Consider the following 17,639-nt stretch of genomic DNA (forward strand, 5'->3'; position numbering starts at 1 on the left):
AGCGGTTGCACCGCAGGGAAAGTTTATTCTACGTCGTATTGCCCAACTGACGAGATAAACCTAAGATTCCCTGGACATGATCGATCCACTCTACGTCGCCTCTGGTTTCGGCGTCGGCCTGCTGGTCGGGATGACCGGCGTCGGCGGCGGTTCGCTGATGACGCCGCTGCTGATCCTGCTGTTCGGGATTCATCCATCGACCGCGGTCGGCACCGACCTGCTCTATGCTGCCGCCACCAAGACCGGCGGCAGCGTGGTGCATGGCTGGTCGCGCAGCGTGCACTGGCCGGCGGTGCTGCGGCTCGCCTGCGGCAGCCTTCCGGCGAGCGCGCTGACGCTGCTGGTGCTCTGGAAGCTCGACCTCAAGAGCGATTCCGAGCGCAATCTCGTCAACCTCGTGCTCTGCTTCGCGCTGCTGCTGACTGCGACCTCGCTGATCTTCCGCAGATCGATCATGGAGCGCTATCGCCGGCGCCTGGAGCAGGTCGATGACCGCGCCACGGCGATCGCGACGGTCGTCACCGGGATCGTGCTCGGTGTGCTGGTCTCGATTTCATCGGTCGGCGCCGGCGCGGTCGGCGTCACCGTTCTGCTGCTGCTCTATCCGCGCCTGCCGGTGGCGACCATCGTCGGGTCCGACATCGCCCATGCGGTCCCGCTGACGCTGATCGCCGGAATGGGGCACTGGGCGCTTGGCGACGTGGATTGGGCGCTGATGGGCGTGCTGCTGTTGGGCTCGCTGCCCGGCATCGTCGTCGGCAGCTTTAGCGCGACGCGCGTGCCCGAGACGGTGCTGCGCCTCACACTCGCCAGCGTGCTGTTCGTGGTCGCCGGCAAGATCATGTTCGCGGAGCTGCACCTGTCCTCGGCATTCGAGACGGCGCTGGCCTGGACGCACTGAACGAAAATGGCGGAGCTCGGCTCCGCCATTCGCCAGCGATCGCGGTCTACTCCGCGGTCCAGCCGCCGTCGATCGACAGATTCGTGCCGGTGATCTGCGCGGCATCGTCGCCGCACAGGAACAGCGCGAGGGCTGCGACCTGCTCGGAGGTGACGAACTCCTTGGTCGGCTGCGCGTCGAGCAGCACGTCGTTGATGACCTGGTCGCGCGTGAGGTTACGGGCCTTCATGGTGTCGGGGATCTGCTTCTCCACCAGCGGCGTCCAGACATAGCCGGGGCTGATGCAGTTGCAGGTGATCTTGCTGGTCGCGACCTCGAGCGCCACGGTCTTGGTCAGGCCGGCGATGCCGTGCTTGGCCGAGACATAGGCCGACTTGAAAGGCGAGGCGACCAGCGAATGCGCGGAAGCGGTATTGATGATGCGGCCCCAGCCCTTCTTCTTCATGCCCGGGACGGCGGCGCGAATGGCATGGAACGCCGAGGACAGGTTGATCGCGATGATCTGATCCCATTTCTCCGGCGGGAATTCCTCGATCGGCGAGACGAACTGGATGCCCGCATTGTTGACGAGAATATCGACCGAACCAAAGCTCTTCTCGCCGAGCGCGACCATCCCGGCGATCTCGGCCGGCTTGGTCATGTCGGCCGGCGAATAGACCGCCTTCACGCCGAAATCGGACTCGATCTTGGCGCGCTCCTTCTCGATGTCCTCCGGCGAGCCGAACCCGTTGATGACGACATTGGCGCCGGCGGCGGCGAAGGCGCGCGCATAGGCAAGTCCGATGCCGCTGGTCGACCCGGTCACGACGGCGTTCTTGCCTGACAGACTACCCATATTATTCGCTCCTTCTTGGCGGGGGCGCAGTGACGTCCCCCGTGAGATCGTAGGTCACCATGGTCTCGCCGGATTGCGGCCGCTCGAGCCAATCCTTGTGGCGCATCGACAGATGCACGTCACGCACGCCGGCTTCCCAATGCTCGACCATGGCGACATGCGAGAAATCGTAATCCTTGGACGAGGATTCGTAGTTCTTGCTGCGGTAGATCAGGTGCACCACAGTCACGGTGCTTTCGCGCGATACCTTGGCAAGGAATTCCACGGAAGGGTCGTTCTTGAGATAATCGGGCAATTTGGAAATCAGGTCGCGCACGGCCCTGCGGGCGTTGTGCACCTGCTTGTTCTTGTCGGTGTTCATCCGCGTGCGGCTCGAGAAGCGGATGTCCTTCTCGCGCTCGGTCGCCTCGAGTAGCGAGGTCGGCAGATCGCCGCGGGCGCTGAACAGGTCGATCTGGAAGATCAGGAGATCGCGGTCGGTCTCGGCGTCCAGCACGTAGTCGAGCGGCGTGTTGGAGGCAATGCCGCCGTCCCAATAATGCTCGCCGTCGATCACGATGGACGGAAAGCCGGGCGGCAGCGCGCCGGAGGCCATGATGTGCTCGGGTCCGATTTTCTTGCCGAGCTTCCTGAACTCGAAATTGTCGAAATATTTGAAGTTGCCGGAGGTAACGCCGACTGCACCGACCGACAGCCGCGTCTTCAGATCGTTGATGCGGTCGAAATCGACCAGACGCTCCAGCGTCTTCTTCAGCGGGGCGGTGTCGTAATAGCTCTCGGCCTGCGGGCTGCCGGGCGGCCAGAGCGGCGCCGGCGGGATGCGCGGCGTGAAGAAGCCGGGCACGCCGAAGGTCGCGATCAATGCGGCGCTGGTCGAGTTGAACAGTTCGCGGCTGTGGTCGCTCTTGCCGATCGGCTTCCACGGCACCGGCGCGGAGACCATCTCCCAGAATTCCTTGAGCCGCTTGACGCGCGTCTGCCCTTCATTGCCGGCGATGATCGCGGCGTTGATCGCGCCGATCGAGATGCCGGCGACCCATTCCGGCTCGAAGCCGGCATGGCAGAGCGATTGATAGGCGCCGGCCTGATAGGAGCCGAGCGCGCCGCCGCCCTGGAGGACCAGGACACGTTGCGCGTTTGCGGGGATTGTTGCGACTTCTGGACTATGATCGGTCATGCGGGAACACTAGCAGATGGCGAGCGACCGTGGCGACAGTCTGCCGCGGCGTCAATGTATCCCGGGATCAAGTCTGGCTTATCGGGCGTCCGTCGAGGCCAGGATCATGGTCCAGAACACCTTGTATTTGGTGCCGGGAGCATAGCCCGCCGCGATGCCTAATTTTGTGACACCGCTCTTGAGCATGTTGGCGCGGTGCGGGGGCGAGTCGCGCCAGCCGGAAAACGCTTCCGCCAGCGTATGATAGCCGGCCGAGACGTTCTCGACCGCAACGGTCGCCGGATAGCCGCCGGCGCTGAGGCGCTTGGCCAGCGGCGCGCGGACGTCATGGTCCATCTTGTTGGCCGCCGCCATCGCCTGCGATTGGGATTCGGCAAGCCGCATCAGTTCGGGGTCGATCACGACGGTGCCGAGCCCGTTGTTCTGGCGGTATTGCGAGATCATGATCGCTGCGGCCTGCGCGTCGAGCTTTGCGCCCGGGACAGCCATATCGGCATACATCGAGGGCTGCTGGACCGGTGCTTCGTTGCCGGCGCAGCCGGCGAGCAGCAAAAGGATTGATATCGCGGCCGCGACGCGCATGAACAGGAGCCCCCAAATCAGGCGCCGTTGTTGCATACCAACCGTGGCTGAAAGGTGAATATTGAGGAAAAATTGACCGGTTGACCCCGCTCAGGCGCCCCCAAATATCCGGTAGCGGCGGGGCTCCAGGCCGATCGTGTCGCCGGCGCGCAGTTCCCTGTCCCGCGGAGCGTCGATCTCGATGGTCTCTCCGCCTGATAATGCCACCTCGGCCCGCTGCACGGGACCGAAATTCCGGACGTGCCGCACGGCGCCCTCGAAGGCACCGCTGCCGGGCGGGCCGACCAGCATGTCGTGTCGCCGCACGAACAGTCTTGACGCGCCAGGCGCAAGCCCGTCTGCAGCGAGCTGAAGCGGCCGGTCGCCGAGCCTGATGACGCCGTCGGCGATCAGGACCGGAAGCTCGATGGATTCGCCGATGAAGCTGTGGACGAAGGCGGTCGCCGGGCTCTCATAGACGTCATCGGGCGAGCCGATCTGCTCGATCTTGCCCTTGTCCATCACCACGACGCGGTTGGCGACTTCGAGCGCCTCCTCCTGGTCATGGGTGACGAAGATCGAGGTGACGTTGATCTCGTGGTGCAGCGAGCGCAGCCATTTACGCAGCTCCTTGCGCACCTTGGCATCAAGCGCGCCGAAGGGCTCGTCGAGCAGCAGGATACGCGGCTCGATCGCGAGCGCGCGGGCCAGCGCGATGCGCTGGCGCTGGCCGCCGGAGAGCTGGCTCGGATAGCGGTCGGCGAGCCAGTCCAGCTGCACGAGATCGAGCAGCTCCCTGACGCGCGCACGGATGGTCGCTTCGTCCTTGCGGATCGCGCGCGGCTGCACGCGGAGGCCAAAGGCGACGTTCTCGAACACCGTCATGTGGCGGAAGAGCGCGTAGTGCTGGAATACGAATCCGACGTGCCGCTCGCGCGCGCCCTGCGCCAACGCATCCTCGCCGTTGAAAGACACCTCACCGGAATCGGGCCAATCGAGCCCGGCAATGATCCGCAGCAGCGTTGTCTTACCCGAGCCGGATGGACCGAGCAGCGCGAGCAGCTCGCCGTCATTGACCTTGAGATCGACGCCGTCGAGGGCTGCGAAGCTGCCGAACTTCTTGACGAGATTCCTGACTTCAATGCTCACTTGCGTCATGTCCTTCGTCGAGATGATTTTCGAGAACGGTTTTCGCGACCAGCGTGATCAGCGCCAGCATCGCGAGCAGCGAGGCGATCGCGAACGCCGCGACGAACTGATATTCATTGTAGAGAATCTCGACCAGGAGCGGCATCGTGTTGGTCTCGCCGCGGATATGGCCCGAAACGACGGAGACCGCGCCAAACTCGCCCATCGCGCGCGCGTTGCAGAGCAGGACGCCGTACAGCACGCCCCATTTGATATTGGGCAGCGTGACGCGGAAGAAGGTCTGCAGGCCCGAGGCGCCGAGCGAGATCGCGGCCTCCTCCTCCTGCGTGCCCTGCTCCTGCATCAGCGGGATCAACGCCCGCGCCACGAAGGGGAAGGTCACGAAGGTGGTCGCAAGCGCGATGCCCGGCACCGCGAACAGGATCTGGATGTCGTGATCGCGCAGCCAGCCGCCGAAATAGCCCTGCGCGCCGAACAGCAGCACGAAGACGAGGCCCGAAATCACCGGGCTGACCGAGAACGGCAAATCGATCAGCGTGATCAGGAAGGTCTTGCCCGAGAATTCGAATTTTGCAATCGCCCAAGCCGCGACCAGGCCGAAGACGAGATTGAGGCCGACGGAAATTGCAGCAACCAACAGCGTCAACTTGATCGCGGACAGCGCCTCCGGGTCGGTCAGCGCGGCGAAATAAGCGCCAATTCCCTTCGAGAAGGCCTGCGCGAACACCACGACCAGCGGCAACACGACGAAGACTGATAGAAAGGTCATCGCCAGCGCGATGATGCCGATGCGGACCGCGCGCGGTTCGGTGCGAAGGTTGTTCCGCGCGGCGGCTGCGTACGCGCGTGCCTTGGCGTCGGAGGCCGGGAGTGGGACGGAATCTGCGATCTGCATCGTCATGGCCCCGTCCTCACCGCACCGGAATCCGGCTCTGCGCCCAGCGCTGGAGCCGGTTGACCGCGAAGATAATGACGAAGGACACGACCAGCATGACAACCGCGATGGCGGTCGCATCGGCATAGCGGAATTCGGAGAGCCGGATCACGATCAGCAGCGGCGCGATCTCGGAGACGTTGGGCAGATTGCCGGCGATGAAGATCACCGAGCCGTATTCGCCGACCGCACGCGCGAAGGCGAGCGCGAGTCCGGTGAGCAGCGCCGGACCGAGCGAGGGCAGGATCACGCGAATGATGGTCTGCCAGCGGCTCGCGCCAAGGCTGCCCGCGGCCTCCTCGATCTCTGGGTCGAGATCCTGGAGCACCGGCTGCACCGTGCGCACCACGAACGGGATACCGATGAAGATCATGGCGACGAAGATGCCGACCGGCGTGAACGCCACCTTGATGCCGGCCGCCGCAAGCGGCGCGCCGAGCCAGCCCTTCTCGGCGAACAACGCGGTCAGCGCGACGCCGGCAACCGCCGTAGGTAGCGCGAACGGCACGTCGACGATGGCATCGAACAGCCGCCGACCGGGGAAGCGGTAGCGCACCAGCGCCCAGACGATGATGCTGCCCATCACCAGATTGACGCAGGCGGCTGCGAAGGCGAGTCCGAAGGACACGCGCAACGCATTCAGGGTGCGGCGGCTGGAGAGGATGTTCCAAAACTGCTCGGGACTCAGCTCGAGCGATTTCAGGAACAGGCCGGCGAGCGGAATCAGGATGATGATCGACAGCCAGGATAGCGTCAGCCCCATGGTGAGACCGAAGCCCGGCAATGTCCGGCGTCGTGCTGCGATTGCGCTCACCAGGCCCCCTGTTTAAGCCCCGCCGACAGCGCCCGATCAGTTCTTGTAGATCTGATCGAAGACGCCGCCGTCGGCAAAATGTTCCCTCTGCGCCTTGGTCCAGCCGCCGAAAAGTTCGTCGATCGTGAACAGCTCGACCTTCGCGAAGGAGTTTTCATGTTTTTTGGCGATCTCGGGATCGCGCGGACGATAGAAGTTGCGCGCCGCGATTTCCTGACCTTCCTTGGTGTACCAATATTGCAGGTAGGCATCGGCGACACTACGGGTGCCTTTTTTATCGGCAACCTTATCGACGATCGTCACCGGCGGTTCCGCCAAGATCGAGAGCGGCGGCGCCACGATCTCGAATTTCTCCGGACCGAATTCCTTGAGCGCCAGGTACGCCTCGTTTTCCCAGGCGAGCAGCACGTCGCCGACGCCGCGCTCGACGAAGGTCACGGTCGCGCCGCGCGCACCGGTGTCGAGCACCGGCACCTGCTGATAGAGCTTTCCGATGAAATCCTTGGCCTTGTCCGCCGAGCCGTATTTCTTCTGCGCAAAGCCCCAGGCGGCCAGATAATTCCAGCGCGCGCCGCCTGACGTCTTCGGGTTCGGCGTGATCACGGCGACGCCGAGCTTGAGCAGATCGTCCCAGTCCTTGATGGCCTTGGGATTGCCCTTGCGGACCAGGAACACAATGGTCGAGGTATAGGGCGACGAGTTTTGCGGCAACCGTTTCTGCCAGTCGGCCGTCGTGAGGCCTTTGCCCGCGATGGCGTCGATGTCGTAGGCGAGCGCAAGCGTCACCACGTCGGCCTGCAATCCGTCGATCACGGCGCGCGCCTGCGAACCGCTGCCCCCATGCGACTGCTTGATCTCGACGCTCTTGCCGGTTTCCTTCTGATAGGCACTCGCGAACGCCTTGTTGAACTCGACATAGAGCTCGCGCGTCGGATCGTACGAGACGTTCAGCAGAGTGATGTCAGCGGCAAGAGCCGCGCTTGCCAACAAGCCTGTCACGAGCAGTCCTGCCGCGAGCGGAACGATACGACGCATCATGTCCATCTCCATTCACATCAATGACGTCGGCGTCATCGATGGCAGGCATAACTCGGGGCGAAACGCGCTTAAGTCAACGGAACCGGATTTTCTTGTTCGTAGCCGGGCAGCGTAACTTTGCTACGAAGTCTTCATCGTGTGGATGCCGCATTCCGTCTTGGCCCGGCCACGCCAGCGACCGGCACGCTCATCCTCGCCTTCGGCCGTTCTGCTCGTGCAAGGCATACACCCAACCGATAGAAATCCCGACGCGACCAGGGGATGACGCGGCAATTTGGCGCGGGCGAAAATCGCCTCGAGTTCCTCACGCGAGACATTGGCGAAGGGATTGAACTTCAACCGCGTACCGTCGTCCTCGACCACCGGGATGTCGGCGCGCGAGTTGCCCTGGAAGCGCTTGCGGCCGTTGAGCCATGCATCGAACGGTTTCAGCGCCCGCGCCAGCGGCTCGACCTTGCGGATACGGCAGCAAGCGTCGGGATCGGAAAACCAGAGGTCGCGGTCGGGATCTTCGCGCGACAGCGTCTCCTCGGCAGGCTTGATCGAGCGGACGTCCTTCAGGCCCAGCGTCGCGATCAGCGTATCACGATAGGCCAGCGTCTCCTCGAACAGCCAGCCGGTGTCGAGGAAGATCACCGGGATCGCCGGATCGACATCCGCCATCACCTTGAGCAGCGTCGCCGATTCCGTACCGAAGGACGACACCAGCGCAAGCTTGTCGCGCCCGACCGTCTTCAGCGCAGCGGCGATGATTTCGGCGGGCGAGGCATCGCGCAAGGCGCGATCGAGGTCCTCCGCCGAGGGCAGCGCCGAGGCGGAGATTGCCGAAATTGGAGACGCGATTGCGTTCACGTGCCGACACCCTCGGAATGACGCAGCTGCATGCGCCGGTGCAGCGCCGTGATGCGGCCATCGCCGGTGGGCTGGTAGAAGACCGAATAGCGCTTCGCGGTCTGCATGAACGCTTCCGCGTCGGCCTGCTTCTTGACGTCGAAGGAATCGAAGCCAGCGCGCAGCATGAACACGAACTGGTCCCGCAGGATCTGGCCCGTCGCACGCAACTCGCCGCGGTAATTGTAACGCTCGCGCAGCAGCCGCGCCTGGCTGTAGGCGCGTCCGTCGCGGAAGGTTGGGAACACCAGCGCGACGACGGCAATCTTGCCGAGATAGGGCACCAGCTCGGCGATGTCGCGATTGTTCGGCCAGATCACACCGACCTTGCCGGTCCGCTTGAGCAACGCATCCGCCTCGCCGACGAAACGCTCGGCCGGCACCAGAATGTCGCCGCCCTCGGGCAGCGGCGTGTCGACGGCGAGCTTGACGAAGCTGTCGTCGGCGATCTTTCCGCCGTTAACGAGTGGCATAAACGCGCTCCTTGAAGGGTTCGACGCCGAGGCGTTTTACGGTGTCCATGAACAGCTCTTCGGGCCGCTCGCGCAGCGCCAGATAGGCTTCCACGATGTCCTCGACGACGTCGGCGACCTCGTCGAACTTGACGCCGGGGCCGATCAGATTGCCGAGTGCGGCACTCTCGTCGGCGCGCCCGCCGATGGTGATCTGGTAGACCTCCTCGCCGTTCTTCTCGACGCCGAGAATGCCGATATGACCGACATGGTGATGGCCGCAGGCGTTGATGCAGCCGGAGATGTTGATGTGCAACCGGCCGATCAGATTGGCCAGCTCATGATTGGCGAAGCGCCGCGTCAGTTCCTGCGCGATCGGGATCGAGCGCGCATTGGCCAGCGAGCAATAGTCGAGACCCGGGCAGGCGATGATGTCAGTGATCAGATTGACGTTCGGCGTCGCCAGCCCGAGCTTGTCGAGCGCCTTCCACAGCGCCGGCAAGTCACGCTTGGCGACATGCGGCAGAGCGAGGTTCTGCTCGTGGCCGACGCGGATCTCACCGAAGGAGTATTCGTCGGCGAGATCGGCGAGCGCATCCATCTGCTCGGCGGTGGCATCGCCCGGAGGCGCGCCGATCGGCTTCAGCGAGATCGTGACGATGGAATAGCCCTGGGCCTTGTGCGGGGCCACCGAGTTCTTGCGCCATGCCTCGAAATCGGGATCGGCCGCGGCCTGGCGCAGCTCGTCCGGCATGTGCGGCAGCTTCTCGTAGGCAGGATAGGTGAAGCGCGAGCGGATGTCCTCGACCACCTCGTCGTCGATCTGGAGCGAGGAGTTGCGGATGTGCTGCCACTCCTCCTCGACCTCGCGCGAGAACTTCTCGATGCCGAGCTCGTGCACCAGGATCTTGATGCGCGCCTTGTAGATGTTGTCGCGGCGGCCGTACTGGTTGTAGACGCGCAGAATCGCCTCGATGTAGCTGAGAATGTCGCGGCCGTGGACGAAATGCTTGATGGTCTTGCCGATGAACGGCGTGCGTCCGAGCCCGCCACCGACCAGCACCTCAAAGCCGGTCTCGCCCTTCTCGTTCTTGATCAGCTTCAGCCCGATGTCGTGGATCTTGATCGCGGCCCGGTCGTGGTCCGACGCGCTGATCGCGATCTTGAACTTGCGCGGCAGGAACGAGAATTCCGGATGCAACGTGGTGTGCTGGCGGATCAGCTCCGACCAGATGCGGGGATCCTCGATCTCGCCGGGCGCGACGCCGGCCCACTGATCCGAGGTGACGTTGCGCATGTTGTTGCCGGAGGTCTGCATCGCATGGATGCCGACCTCGGCGAGATCGGCCAGCGCATCCGGCAATTCGGCGAGCTTGATCCAGTTGAACTGGATGTTCTGCCGCGTCGTGAAATGGCCATAGCCACGGTCGTATTTGCGCGCGACGTGGGCGAGCGCCCGCAGCTGGTTCGACGCCAGCGTCCCGTAGGGGATCGCGACGCGGAACATGTAGGCGTGCAGTTGCAGATAGACGCCGTTCTGCAGCCGCAGGATCTTGAACTCGTCCTCGGTGAGCTCGCCGGAGAGGCGGCGCTTCACCTGGTCGCGGAATTCCGAGACGCGCTCGTTCACGAGCGTGCGGTCGATTTCATCGTAAGCATACATAAGAAAGCGCCTTAAACCTGAACCGGCTGTCCGATGGTCACGCCGGTGCGGCGGATCTGTTCGCGCAGATTTCCGGGTTCGACCTTGCCGTCTGCACCGACCTGTACCGGCGCGATATAGGGGCCGATCGCGCCGACGTCATCGGCAACGGATTCCGCAAGCAACGCCTTCGCCTCGTCGGAGTTGCGCACGATCGCGGCTTCCGACAGGTCCGCGGACCAGCTCTTGTCGGCGGTGCGGTAAACCACGATGCCGTCCCAGGTGCGGTTGGCGGTCACGACCGAGGGGCCGGCGATCTTGATCTTCTTCTGTTCAAGCGGGGAGGTCATTCGGCTGCATCCAATAGGTCAGAGATGATTTGCTTTGGGGTTTGGCGGCGAAGCGAGCCGGCATGCCGGACCACATCGCCGATGATGAGAATGGCGGGACCGCCGTTGGTCCGGCGGACCAGTTCGGGCAGATCGCGCAGCGTGCCGATCTCGCCTTGCGCATCGGGACGCGTGACGCGGGCGAATACGCCGACCGGCGTCTCCGGCGAACGGCCGGCGGCCAAGAGGCCGGCGCGTATGGCCGGCGCAGCCGTCATGCCCATGTAGACCACGACGGTCATCCTGGCGTCGGTCAGCGTCGACCAGTCCACGACTTCTGCGTCGCGCGCCTTGTGCGCGGTGAGGAAGGTGATGCGCGTTGCTTCGTGACGATAGGTGAGCGGCACCTCGAAATCGGCGGCGCCGCCGAGACCTGCGGTGATGCCGGGAACGATCGAATAGGCAACGCCGGCGGCACGAAGTGCTTCGACTTCTTCGCCGCCGCGGCCGAACACGAAGGGATCGCCGCCCTTCAGCCGCACCACACGCTGGCCGGATTGCGCGGCCTCGATCATGCGCTTGTTGATGGCGTCCTGCCCGATGCCGGGCTTGCCGACGCGGCGGCCGACCGGCACGCGCGTGGTGTCACGGCGGATGCGGTCGAGAATTTCAGGCGAGACCAGCTCGTCATGGAAGACGATGTCGGCATCCTGGAGCGCGCGCAACGCCTTGATGGTGAGCAAATCCGGATCGCCAGGCCCGGCGCCGACCAGCGCGACGGATCCTTCCGGCTTGTCGGCCCGCGCGAACGCGGATGGATCTGAAATCGCCTTGAGCGCTGCGTCCGCCTCGCCTTTGCGGCCGGCCAATACGGCGGCACCGATCGGGCCGTCGATGACGCGCTCCCAGAAGCGGCGACGCAACGGAAACTCGGCAATACGTTCGTTGATGGATTTGCGGAAGCCGCCGATGAACTCGGCGAGCTCGCCGATGCGCGCCGGCAGCAGCGCCTCGATCTTCTCGCGCACGCGCCGCGCCACCACCGGCGACGTGCCGCCAGTGCCGACGGCGACCACGACATCGCCGCGATCGACGATCGCCGGAAAGATGAAGCTCGAATGCTCGAGATCGTCCATGACATTGACCGGCAGGCCGAGCGCCTTGGCGCGGACCGACATCGCCACGCCGACATCGCCAGCGCCGGCGCAAACCACCGCGATGATTCCCGAGAGATCGGCGGTCAGCGGATCGGTGGCCGAGATGTCGATACGCGCCGCGTCCTCGGAGCTCAGACCCAGGTCGTGATTGCCATCGATCGCATGCACGCGAATGCGCGCACCGGCAGCGGCCAGCACGCGCAGCTTGGCGCGCAAAAGCTCACCCGCACCGATGAGGACCACCGGACCGGCCTTGAGATCGAGGAACACGGGCAAGAACCGCATACGATACTCGCTTACCCCACATGCGGGGGTTGACTGGAATTATTTTCTATATATGTGTCGTTTCAGGCGCGCAAAGAGAAAATTTTTTCTTCTCTCTTGCACCGCAACTATAGAATTTTCGCCTCCAAACGCAAAGTGGCAGAGATGCATCTTCTCAAGGACAATTCCACTGCTGGCGGGCTGAGCAGCCCCGCTCTCGCCGAGCGCGTGCCCGCGCAAGAATTTTCTTCTGACCTTGCCCCGAGCATGGACCATCTCGACCAGCTCGAGGCCCAGAGCATCTACATCTTCCGCGAAGCCTTCGGCCGCCTCAAGAAGATCGCCCTGCTGTGGTCGCTCGGCAAGGACTCCAATGTCATGATCTGGCTGGCGCGCAAGGCATTCTTCGGCCGTCTGCCGTTCCCGGCCCTCCATGTCGACACCGGCAAGAAGTTTCCGGAGATGTATCGCTTCCGCGATCACTACGGCAAGGAATGGGATCTCGATCTGCGCGTCGAGCCCTGCCCGCCGATTGATGCCGTCGACCCAACGCTGCCGCCCGCCGCCCGTTCCGCCGCGCGCAAGACCGAGGGCCTCAAGATGGCGCTCGCCAAATACGGTTTCGACGGTCTGATCGCCGGCATTCGCCGCGATGAGGAGGCGACGCGCGCCAAGGAGCGCGTGTTCTCGCCGCGCGGCTTGGAGGGTAATTGGGACGTGCGCGACCAGCCGCCGGAGTTCTGGGATCATTTCAATGCGTCGCCGCCGCAGGGCGCGCATTTGCGCATCCATCCGATCCTGCATTGGACCGAGTCCGACATCTGGGCCTACACCAAGCGCGAGAACATCCCGATCATCCCGCTGTATCTGTCGCAAAACGGCAAGCGCTATCGCTCGCTGGGCGATCAGGACATCACCAATCCGGTCGCCTCAAACGCGTCGACTATCGACGAGATCCTGATCGAACTCGAGCAGACCAAGGTGCCGGAACGTTCCGGCCGCGCGCTCGACCACGAGACCGAGGACGCTTTCGAGCGCCTGCGCGTCGCCGGCTATCTCTGATCAAGGACGCGAGCGTCGTATGAACATGATCGTCACCCCCGCATCGCCCGCGACCCCGAACGGCACCACGCGTCCGCAGGTCCGCATCGTCATCGTCGGCCATGTCGACCACGGCAAGTCGACGCTGGTCGGCCGCCTGCTGCACGAGACCGGCAGCCTGCCCGACGGCAAGCTCGACATGCTCAAGGCCGTCAGCGCGCGGCGCGGCATGCCGTTCGAATGGTCGTTCCTGCTCGACGCGCTCCAGACCGAGCGCGACCAGGGCATCACCATCGACACCACGCAGATCCGCTTCCGCACCAATTCGCGCGACATCGTACTGATCGACGCGCCCGGCCACGCCGAATTCCTGCGCAACATGATCACCGGCGCCTCGCAGGCCGACGGCGCGGTGCTGATCATCGACGCGCTCGAAGGCGTGCGCGACCAGACGAGGCGGCACGGCTATCTCCTGCATCTGCTCGGCGTGAAGCAGGTCGCGGTCGTCGTCAACAAGATGGACCGCGTCGACTTCTCCGCAGCGCGCTTCAAGGAGATCAGCGACGAGATCTCGGCGCATCTGCAAGGCCTCGGTGTGAAGCCCACGGCCGTGATCCCGATTTCCGCCCGCGACGGCGACGGCGTCGCTGAGCGCACCGACCGCATCGGCTGGTACAAGGGTCCGACCGTGGTCGAGGCGCTTGACAGGCTCGAACCGGCGCGGCCGCTGGAGGCGCTGGCGCTGCGGCTGCCGGTGCAGGCGATCTACAAGTTCGACGACCGCCGCATCGTGGCGGGCCGGATCGAATCCGGCAGCCTCATCGCCGGCGACGAAATCGTGATCATGCCCGCCGGCAAGATCGCCAGAATCAAGACGGTCGAGAGCTGGCCGGTGACGCCGGTCGCAGGCCGCCAGGGTGCGGGCCGCTCGGTCGGCATCACGCTCGACCGCGAGCTGTTCCTCGAGCGCGGCGACATTATCGCGCATACGAACAGCGCCCCGCGCGAGACACGACGGCTGCGCGCGCGGATCTTCTGGCTGCACGACAAGCCGCTGGCCAAGGGCGACCAGCTCCTGGTTCGCTGCGGACCGAAGGAAAGCCGCGCCACCGTCGTCGCCATCGAGAAGGCGGTCGATCCCGGTGAGCTGTCGAGCGTCGAGAACAAGGCAATCGGCCGCAACCATGTCGGCGAGATCGACATTTCCCTTTCGAATCCGATTGCCACCGATCCCTACACGGAAAATCCCCGCACCGGCCGTCTCGTGATCGAGGTGTCCGGGCGCATCGCCGGCGGCGGTCTCGTGCTGTCGGTCGATGCCGGGCAGCGTGCCCTGCCCGTCGACATCGTGCCGGTGGAATCCGCGCTGCGGCCCGACGAACGCTCCGCGCGCTATCGTCACAACGGCGCCGTGGTCTGGCTCACCGGCCTCCCCGCCTCCGGCAAGTCGACTCTAGCCAAGGCGCTGGAGCGGCGGTTGTTCAGCAATGGCGGCTCACCGATCCTGCTCGACGGCGACACGCTGCGTGCCGGGCTCAACAGCGATCTCGGCTTCTCGGCCGCCGATCGCAGCGAGAACATCCGCCGCCTCGCCGAAGTCGCGACGCATCTCGCCCGTAACGGCCACATCGCCATTGTCGCCGCCGTCTCGCCCGCCCGCGAGGACCGCGCCACCGCGCGCCGCATCGCCGACACGTCGTTCCGCGAGATCTACGTCGCGACGCCGGCGGAAATTTGCGAGGAGCGCGACCCCAAGGGCCACTACAAGAAGGCCCGCGCCGGCACGCTCGCGTCGTTCACCGGTATCGGCACCGACTACGAGCGGCCCGAGGCCGCCGAGCTCGTGATCGACACCTCGACGCGGACGGTCGCCGAGGCGGCGGACGAGATCGAACAGATGCTCAAGACGACCGGCGTGCTGTTCGACGAACTCGTGGACCTCGCCGCGAATATTTGAAGCCGGGCTGCTGCTCCGCTGTCGTCGCCCGGCTTGACCGGGCGACCCAGCATTCCACCGACAGCAGTGATTCAGGCGAGAGGCCGCGGCGTACTGGATTTCCCCGCCTTCGCGGGGAATGACACCGTGCGTGGGCCGCCCACCTCGCCTTGACATTTTGACAATTGGGGGCCTTCTCACGGCCCCGATTTTGGGGCTAATAAGACCCCGAAAGCCGCTCCTTGGAGCGCATTTTGCTGCTGTCGGGTCAAAAGCAGCCAAAAACAGCCATTTCCAACAAGAAAGCCCATCATGAAACGCGTCGACGCCCACGGACTGAAGATCGCTCCCGTCCTGTTCGATTTCATCGCCAAGGAAGCGGCCCCGAAAACGGGGATCGCGCCGGATGCGTTCTGGGCCGGGCTCGCCGCCATCATCAAGGAGCTGGGGCCGAAGAACCGCGCGCTGCTGGCGGTGCGCGACACGTTGCAGGCCAAGATCGACGACTGGCACCGGGCCAACAAGGGCAAGGCGTTCGACCTCAACGCCTATACCGCCTTCCTGAAGGAGATCGGCTATCTCCTCCCGGAGCCGGCGACGCAGAAGGTCGAGACCGCCAATGTGGACGAGGAGATCGGCAAGATCTGCGGCCCGCAGCTCGTCGTGCCGCTGACCAACGCACGCTATGCGCTGAACGCGGCGAATGCGCGCTGGGGCTCGCTCTATGACGCCTTCTACGGCACCGACGCGATCCCGCACGATCCATCCGAGAGCGGCAAGGGCTACAACAAGGCGCGCGGCGACAAGGTGATCGCAAAAGCGAAAGCCTTCCTCGATGCCGCCGTGCCGCTGGCGACCGGCAGTCACACCGACGTCACCGCCTATAGCGTGGTCGCGGGCCAGCTCGCGGTGAAGCTGAAGAGCGGCAACGCCACCGCGCTGAAGAACGCCGCGCAATTCGCAGGCTTCCAGGGCGATGCAGCCGCACCAAGCGCGGTGCTGCTCGCCAACAACGGCCTGCATGTCGAGGTGAAAATCGACCGCACCAGCGCGATCGGCAAGGACGATCCGGCCGGCGTCGCGGACATGGTCATGGAGTCCGCGGTCTCAACCATTCTCGACATGGAAGACTCGGTCGCTGCCGTCGATGCCGAGGACAAGGTGCTGGTCTATCGCAACACGCTCGGCCTGATGAACGGCACGCTGTCGGCCGATTTCGAGAAGGGCGGCAAAACGCTGACGCGCTCGCTCAATGCCGACCGCAGCTACAAGATGCCTGACGGCAAAGGCGAAGTGAAATTGCACGGCCGCAGCCTGCTGCTGATGCGCAATTGCGGTCACCACATGTTCACCGACGCGGTGCTGAACGACAAGGGCGAGGAGATTCCGGAAGGCTTGCTCGACGCCGCCGTCTCCGGGCTTCTTGCTGTCCATGATCTGAAAGGCAACTCCAAGGTCAAGAACAGCCGCACCGGCTCGGCCTATATCGTCAAGCCGAAGATGCACGGCCCCGACGAGGTGTCGCTGACCTGCGAGATCTTCGACCGCGTCGAGAAGATGCTGTCGCTGCCCGAGAACACGCTCAAGGTCGGCATCATGGACGAGGAGCGGCGCACCACCGTCAACCTCAAGGCCTGCATTCAGCGCGCCTCCAAGCGCATCATGTTCATCAACACCGGCTTCCTCGACCGCACCGGCGACGAGATCCACACCTCGATGGAGGCGGGTCCGATGATCCGCAAGAACGAGATGAAGGCGCAGCCCTGGATCAAGTCCTATGAGGACTGGAACGTCGATATGGGCCTGACCTGTGGCCTGCCCGGCCATGCCCAGATCGGCAAGGGCATGTGGGCCGCGCCGGACAAGATGGCGGACATGCTGGCGCAGAAGCTCGCCCATCCGCAGGCCGGTGCTACCACCGCCTGGGTGCCCTCGCCGACCGCCGCGACGCTGCACGCGCTGCACTACCACCAGGTCAACGTCACCGCGCGCCAGCAGGAGCTCGCCAAGGGCGGCCCACGGGCAAAGCTCGAAGACATCCTCACCATCCCCGTGTCGAAGTCGAACTGGGCGCCCGACGACGTCAAGCAGGAGATCGACAACAACTGCCAGGGCATTCTGGGCTATGTCGTGCGCTGGATCGACCAGGGCGTCGGCTGCTCGAAGGTGCCTGACATCCACGACGTCGGCCTGATGGAAGACCGTGCCACCTTGCGCATCTCCAGCCAGCACCTCGCCAACTGGCTGCATCAGGGCGTGATCACCGAGGCGCAGGTGATGGAATCGCTCAAGCGCATGGCGGTGGTCGTCGACAAGCAGAATGCGGGCGATCCCATCTACAAGCCGATGGCGCCCGCCTTCGACGGCACAGCCTTCAAGGCGGCCAGCGACCTCATCTTCAAGGGACGCGAGCAGCCGAACGGCTACACCGAATACATCCTCACCGCCCGCCGCCGCGAGGCCAAAGTACTTGGCTGACAACGCCTGGCTGACAAGGCGGCCTGCCGACCCGACTAGA

At 64.5% G+C, this 17,639-nt stretch carries 16 protein-coding genes; 4 read left to right on the forward strand and 12 right to left on the reverse strand.

Annotated elements, in window-relative coordinates:
• Positions 1 to 76 precede the first annotated feature (76 nt).
• A complete protein-coding gene (locus tag ACFQX9_RS30875; protein ID WP_018454639.1) occupies positions 77 to 901 on the forward strand; it encodes a sulfite exporter TauE/SafE family protein in 825 nt (274 codons plus the stop codon).
• A 46-nt stretch (positions 902 to 947) separates the two neighbouring features.
• On the opposite strand, the gene ACFQX9_RS30880 is transcribed toward ACFQX9_RS30875, so the two are convergent.
• The 12 genes from ACFQX9_RS30880 to cysG form a co-directional block, all read right to left on the reverse strand.
• Complete coding sequence (locus ACFQX9_RS30880) at positions 948 to 1,736, reverse strand: 3-hydroxybutyrate dehydrogenase (RefSeq protein WP_018454640.1); 789 nt, start codon at positions 1,734 to 1,736, stop codon at positions 948 to 950.
• Between the two features lies 1 nt (position 1,737).
• Positions 1,738 to 2,913 carry a DUF3734 domain-containing protein gene (locus ACFQX9_RS30885; protein WP_204513296.1) on the reverse strand — a complete coding sequence of 392 codons (1,176 nt, stop codon included), beginning with the start codon at positions 2,911 to 2,913 and terminating at the stop codon, positions 1,738 to 1,740.
• A 78-nt stretch (positions 2,914 to 2,991) separates the two neighbouring features.
• Positions 2,992 to 3,495: a CAP domain-containing protein gene (locus ACFQX9_RS30890; protein ID WP_085351841.1), complete on the reverse strand. Its 504-nt coding sequence runs from the start codon at positions 3,493 to 3,495 to the stop codon at positions 2,992 to 2,994.
• A 90-nt stretch (positions 3,496 to 3,585) separates the two neighbouring features.
• Positions 3,586 to 4,623, reverse strand: a complete 1,038-nt coding sequence (locus ACFQX9_RS30895; RefSeq protein WP_377791434.1) for a sulfate/molybdate ABC transporter ATP-binding protein — start codon at positions 4,621 to 4,623, stop codon at positions 3,586 to 3,588.
• Complete coding sequence (gene cysW / locus ACFQX9_RS30900; RefSeq protein ID WP_085351751.1) at positions 4,613 to 5,524, reverse strand: sulfate ABC transporter permease subunit CysW; 912 nt, start codon at positions 5,522 to 5,524, stop codon at positions 4,613 to 4,615. The genes ACFQX9_RS30895 and cysW overlap by 11 nt, the downstream gene beginning before the upstream one ends.
• A 10-nt stretch (positions 5,525 to 5,534) precedes the next feature.
• Positions 5,535 to 6,320, reverse strand: coding sequence for a sulfate ABC transporter permease subunit CysT (cysT, locus tag ACFQX9_RS30905; protein WP_231190982.1), 786 nt, complete (start codon positions 6,318 to 6,320; stop codon positions 5,535 to 5,537).
• An 87-nt stretch (positions 6,321 to 6,407) separates the two neighbouring features.
• Positions 6,408 to 7,421 (reverse strand): sulfate ABC transporter substrate-binding protein, encoded by a 1,014-nt coding sequence (locus ACFQX9_RS30910; RefSeq protein ID WP_018454646.1) that lies wholly within the window; start codon positions 7,419 to 7,421, stop codon positions 6,408 to 6,410.
• Between the two features lie 108 nt (positions 7,422 to 7,529).
• Positions 7,530 to 8,261 carry a phosphoadenylyl-sulfate reductase gene (locus ACFQX9_RS30915; protein ID WP_085351749.1) on the reverse strand — a complete coding sequence of 244 codons (732 nt, stop codon included), beginning with the start codon at positions 8,259 to 8,261 and terminating at the stop codon, positions 7,530 to 7,532.
• Complete coding sequence (locus ACFQX9_RS30920) at positions 8,258 to 8,773, reverse strand: DUF934 domain-containing protein (protein ID WP_018454648.1); 516 nt, start codon at positions 8,771 to 8,773, stop codon at positions 8,258 to 8,260. Before ACFQX9_RS30920 ends, ACFQX9_RS30915 begins: the two co-directional genes overlap by 4 nt.
• Positions 8,760 to 10,415 carry a nitrite/sulfite reductase gene (locus ACFQX9_RS30925; protein ID WP_085351748.1) on the reverse strand — a complete coding sequence of 552 codons (1,656 nt, stop codon included), beginning with the start codon at positions 10,413 to 10,415 and terminating at the stop codon, positions 8,760 to 8,762. Before ACFQX9_RS30925 ends, ACFQX9_RS30920 begins: the two co-directional genes overlap by 14 nt.
• A gap of 11 nt (positions 10,416 to 10,426) precedes the next feature.
• The gene (locus tag ACFQX9_RS30930) at positions 10,427 to 10,744 is read right to left on the reverse strand and encodes a DUF2849 domain-containing protein (RefSeq protein WP_085351747.1); all 318 of its coding nucleotides are present in this window, start codon (positions 10,742 to 10,744) and stop codon (positions 10,427 to 10,429) included.
• Positions 10,741 to 12,165: a siroheme synthase CysG gene (gene cysG, locus ACFQX9_RS30935; RefSeq protein WP_377791435.1), complete on the reverse strand. Its 1,425-nt coding sequence runs from the start codon at positions 12,163 to 12,165 to the stop codon at positions 10,741 to 10,743. The genes ACFQX9_RS30930 and cysG overlap by 4 nt, the downstream gene beginning before the upstream one ends.
• Positions 12,166 to 12,411: 246 nt before the next feature.
• Between cysG and cysD the strand changes: the two genes are divergently transcribed.
• The 3 genes from cysD (at position 12,412) to ACFQX9_RS30950 (ending at position 17,599) form a co-directional block, all read left to right on the forward strand.
• Complete coding sequence (gene cysD, locus ACFQX9_RS30940; RefSeq protein WP_026232781.1) at positions 12,412 to 13,206, forward strand: sulfate adenylyltransferase subunit CysD; 795 nt, start codon at positions 12,412 to 12,414, stop codon at positions 13,204 to 13,206.
• A 19-nt stretch (positions 13,207 to 13,225) separates the two neighbouring features.
• Positions 13,226 to 15,142, forward strand: a complete 1,917-nt coding sequence (cysC, locus tag ACFQX9_RS30945) for an adenylyl-sulfate kinase (protein ID WP_085351745.1) — start codon at positions 13,226 to 13,228, stop codon at positions 15,140 to 15,142.
• 291 nt (positions 15,143 to 15,433) lie between these two features.
• Positions 15,434 to 17,599 carry a malate synthase G gene (locus tag ACFQX9_RS30950; protein WP_377791436.1) on the forward strand — a complete coding sequence of 722 codons (2,166 nt, stop codon included), beginning with the start codon at positions 15,434 to 15,436 and terminating at the stop codon, positions 17,597 to 17,599.
• The last annotated feature ends 40 nt before the right edge of the window (positions 17,600 to 17,639 follow it).

It is taken from the genome of Bradyrhizobium sp. GCM10028915 (assembly GCF_042666195.1).
Taxonomy (GTDB): Bacteria; Pseudomonadota; Alphaproteobacteria; order Rhizobiales; family Xanthobacteraceae; genus Bradyrhizobium; species Bradyrhizobium canariense_D.

Bases quoted from the DNA above. Each gene is read 5' to 3' on its own strand.
- cysW (WP_085351751.1), bottom strand. From the start codon at position 5,524: ATGACGATGCAGATCGCAGATTCCGTCCCACTCCCGGCCTCCGACGCC.
- ACFQX9_RS30890 (WP_085351841.1), bottom strand. From the start codon at position 3,495: ATGCGCGTCGCGGCCGCGATATCAATCCTTTTGCTGCTCGCCGGCTGC.
- ACFQX9_RS30880 (WP_018454640.1), bottom strand. From the start codon at position 1,736: ATGGGTAGTCTGTCAGGCAAGAACGCCGTCGTGACCGGGTCGACCAGC.
- ACFQX9_RS30920 (WP_018454648.1), bottom strand. From the start codon at position 8,773: ATGCCACTCGTTAACGGCGGAAAGATCGCCGACGACAGCTTCGTCAAG.
- ACFQX9_RS30930 (WP_085351747.1), bottom strand. From the start codon at position 10,744: ATGACCTCCCCGCTTGAACAGAAGAAGATCAAGATCGCCGGCCCCTCG.
- cysT (WP_231190982.1), bottom strand. From the start codon at position 6,320: ATGGGGCTGACGCTATCCTGGCTGTCGATCATCATCCTGATTCCGCTC.
- ACFQX9_RS30875 (WP_018454639.1), top strand. From the start codon at position 77: ATGATCGATCCACTCTACGTCGCCTCTGGTTTCGGCGTCGGCCTGCTG.
- cysG (WP_377791435.1), bottom strand. From the start codon at position 12,165: ATGCGGTTCTTGCCCGTGTTCCTCGATCTCAAGGCCGGTCCGGTGGTC.
- cysD (WP_026232781.1), top strand. From the start codon at position 12,412: ATGGACCATCTCGACCAGCTCGAGGCCCAGAGCATCTACATCTTCCGC.
- ACFQX9_RS30925 (WP_085351748.1), bottom strand. From the start codon at position 10,415: ATGTATGCTTACGATGAAATCGACCGCACGCTCGTGAACGAGCGCGTC.
- ACFQX9_RS30950 (WP_377791436.1), top strand. From the start codon at position 15,434: ATGAAACGCGTCGACGCCCACGGACTGAAGATCGCTCCCGTCCTGTTC.
- ACFQX9_RS30910 (WP_018454646.1), bottom strand. From the start codon at position 7,421: ATGGAGATGGACATGATGCGTCGTATCGTTCCGCTCGCGGCAGGACTG.
- cysC (WP_085351745.1), top strand. From the start codon at position 13,226: ATGAACATGATCGTCACCCCCGCATCGCCCGCGACCCCGAACGGCACC.
- ACFQX9_RS30885 (WP_204513296.1), bottom strand. From the start codon at position 2,913: ATGACCGATCATAGTCCAGAAGTCGCAACAATCCCCGCAAACGCGCAA.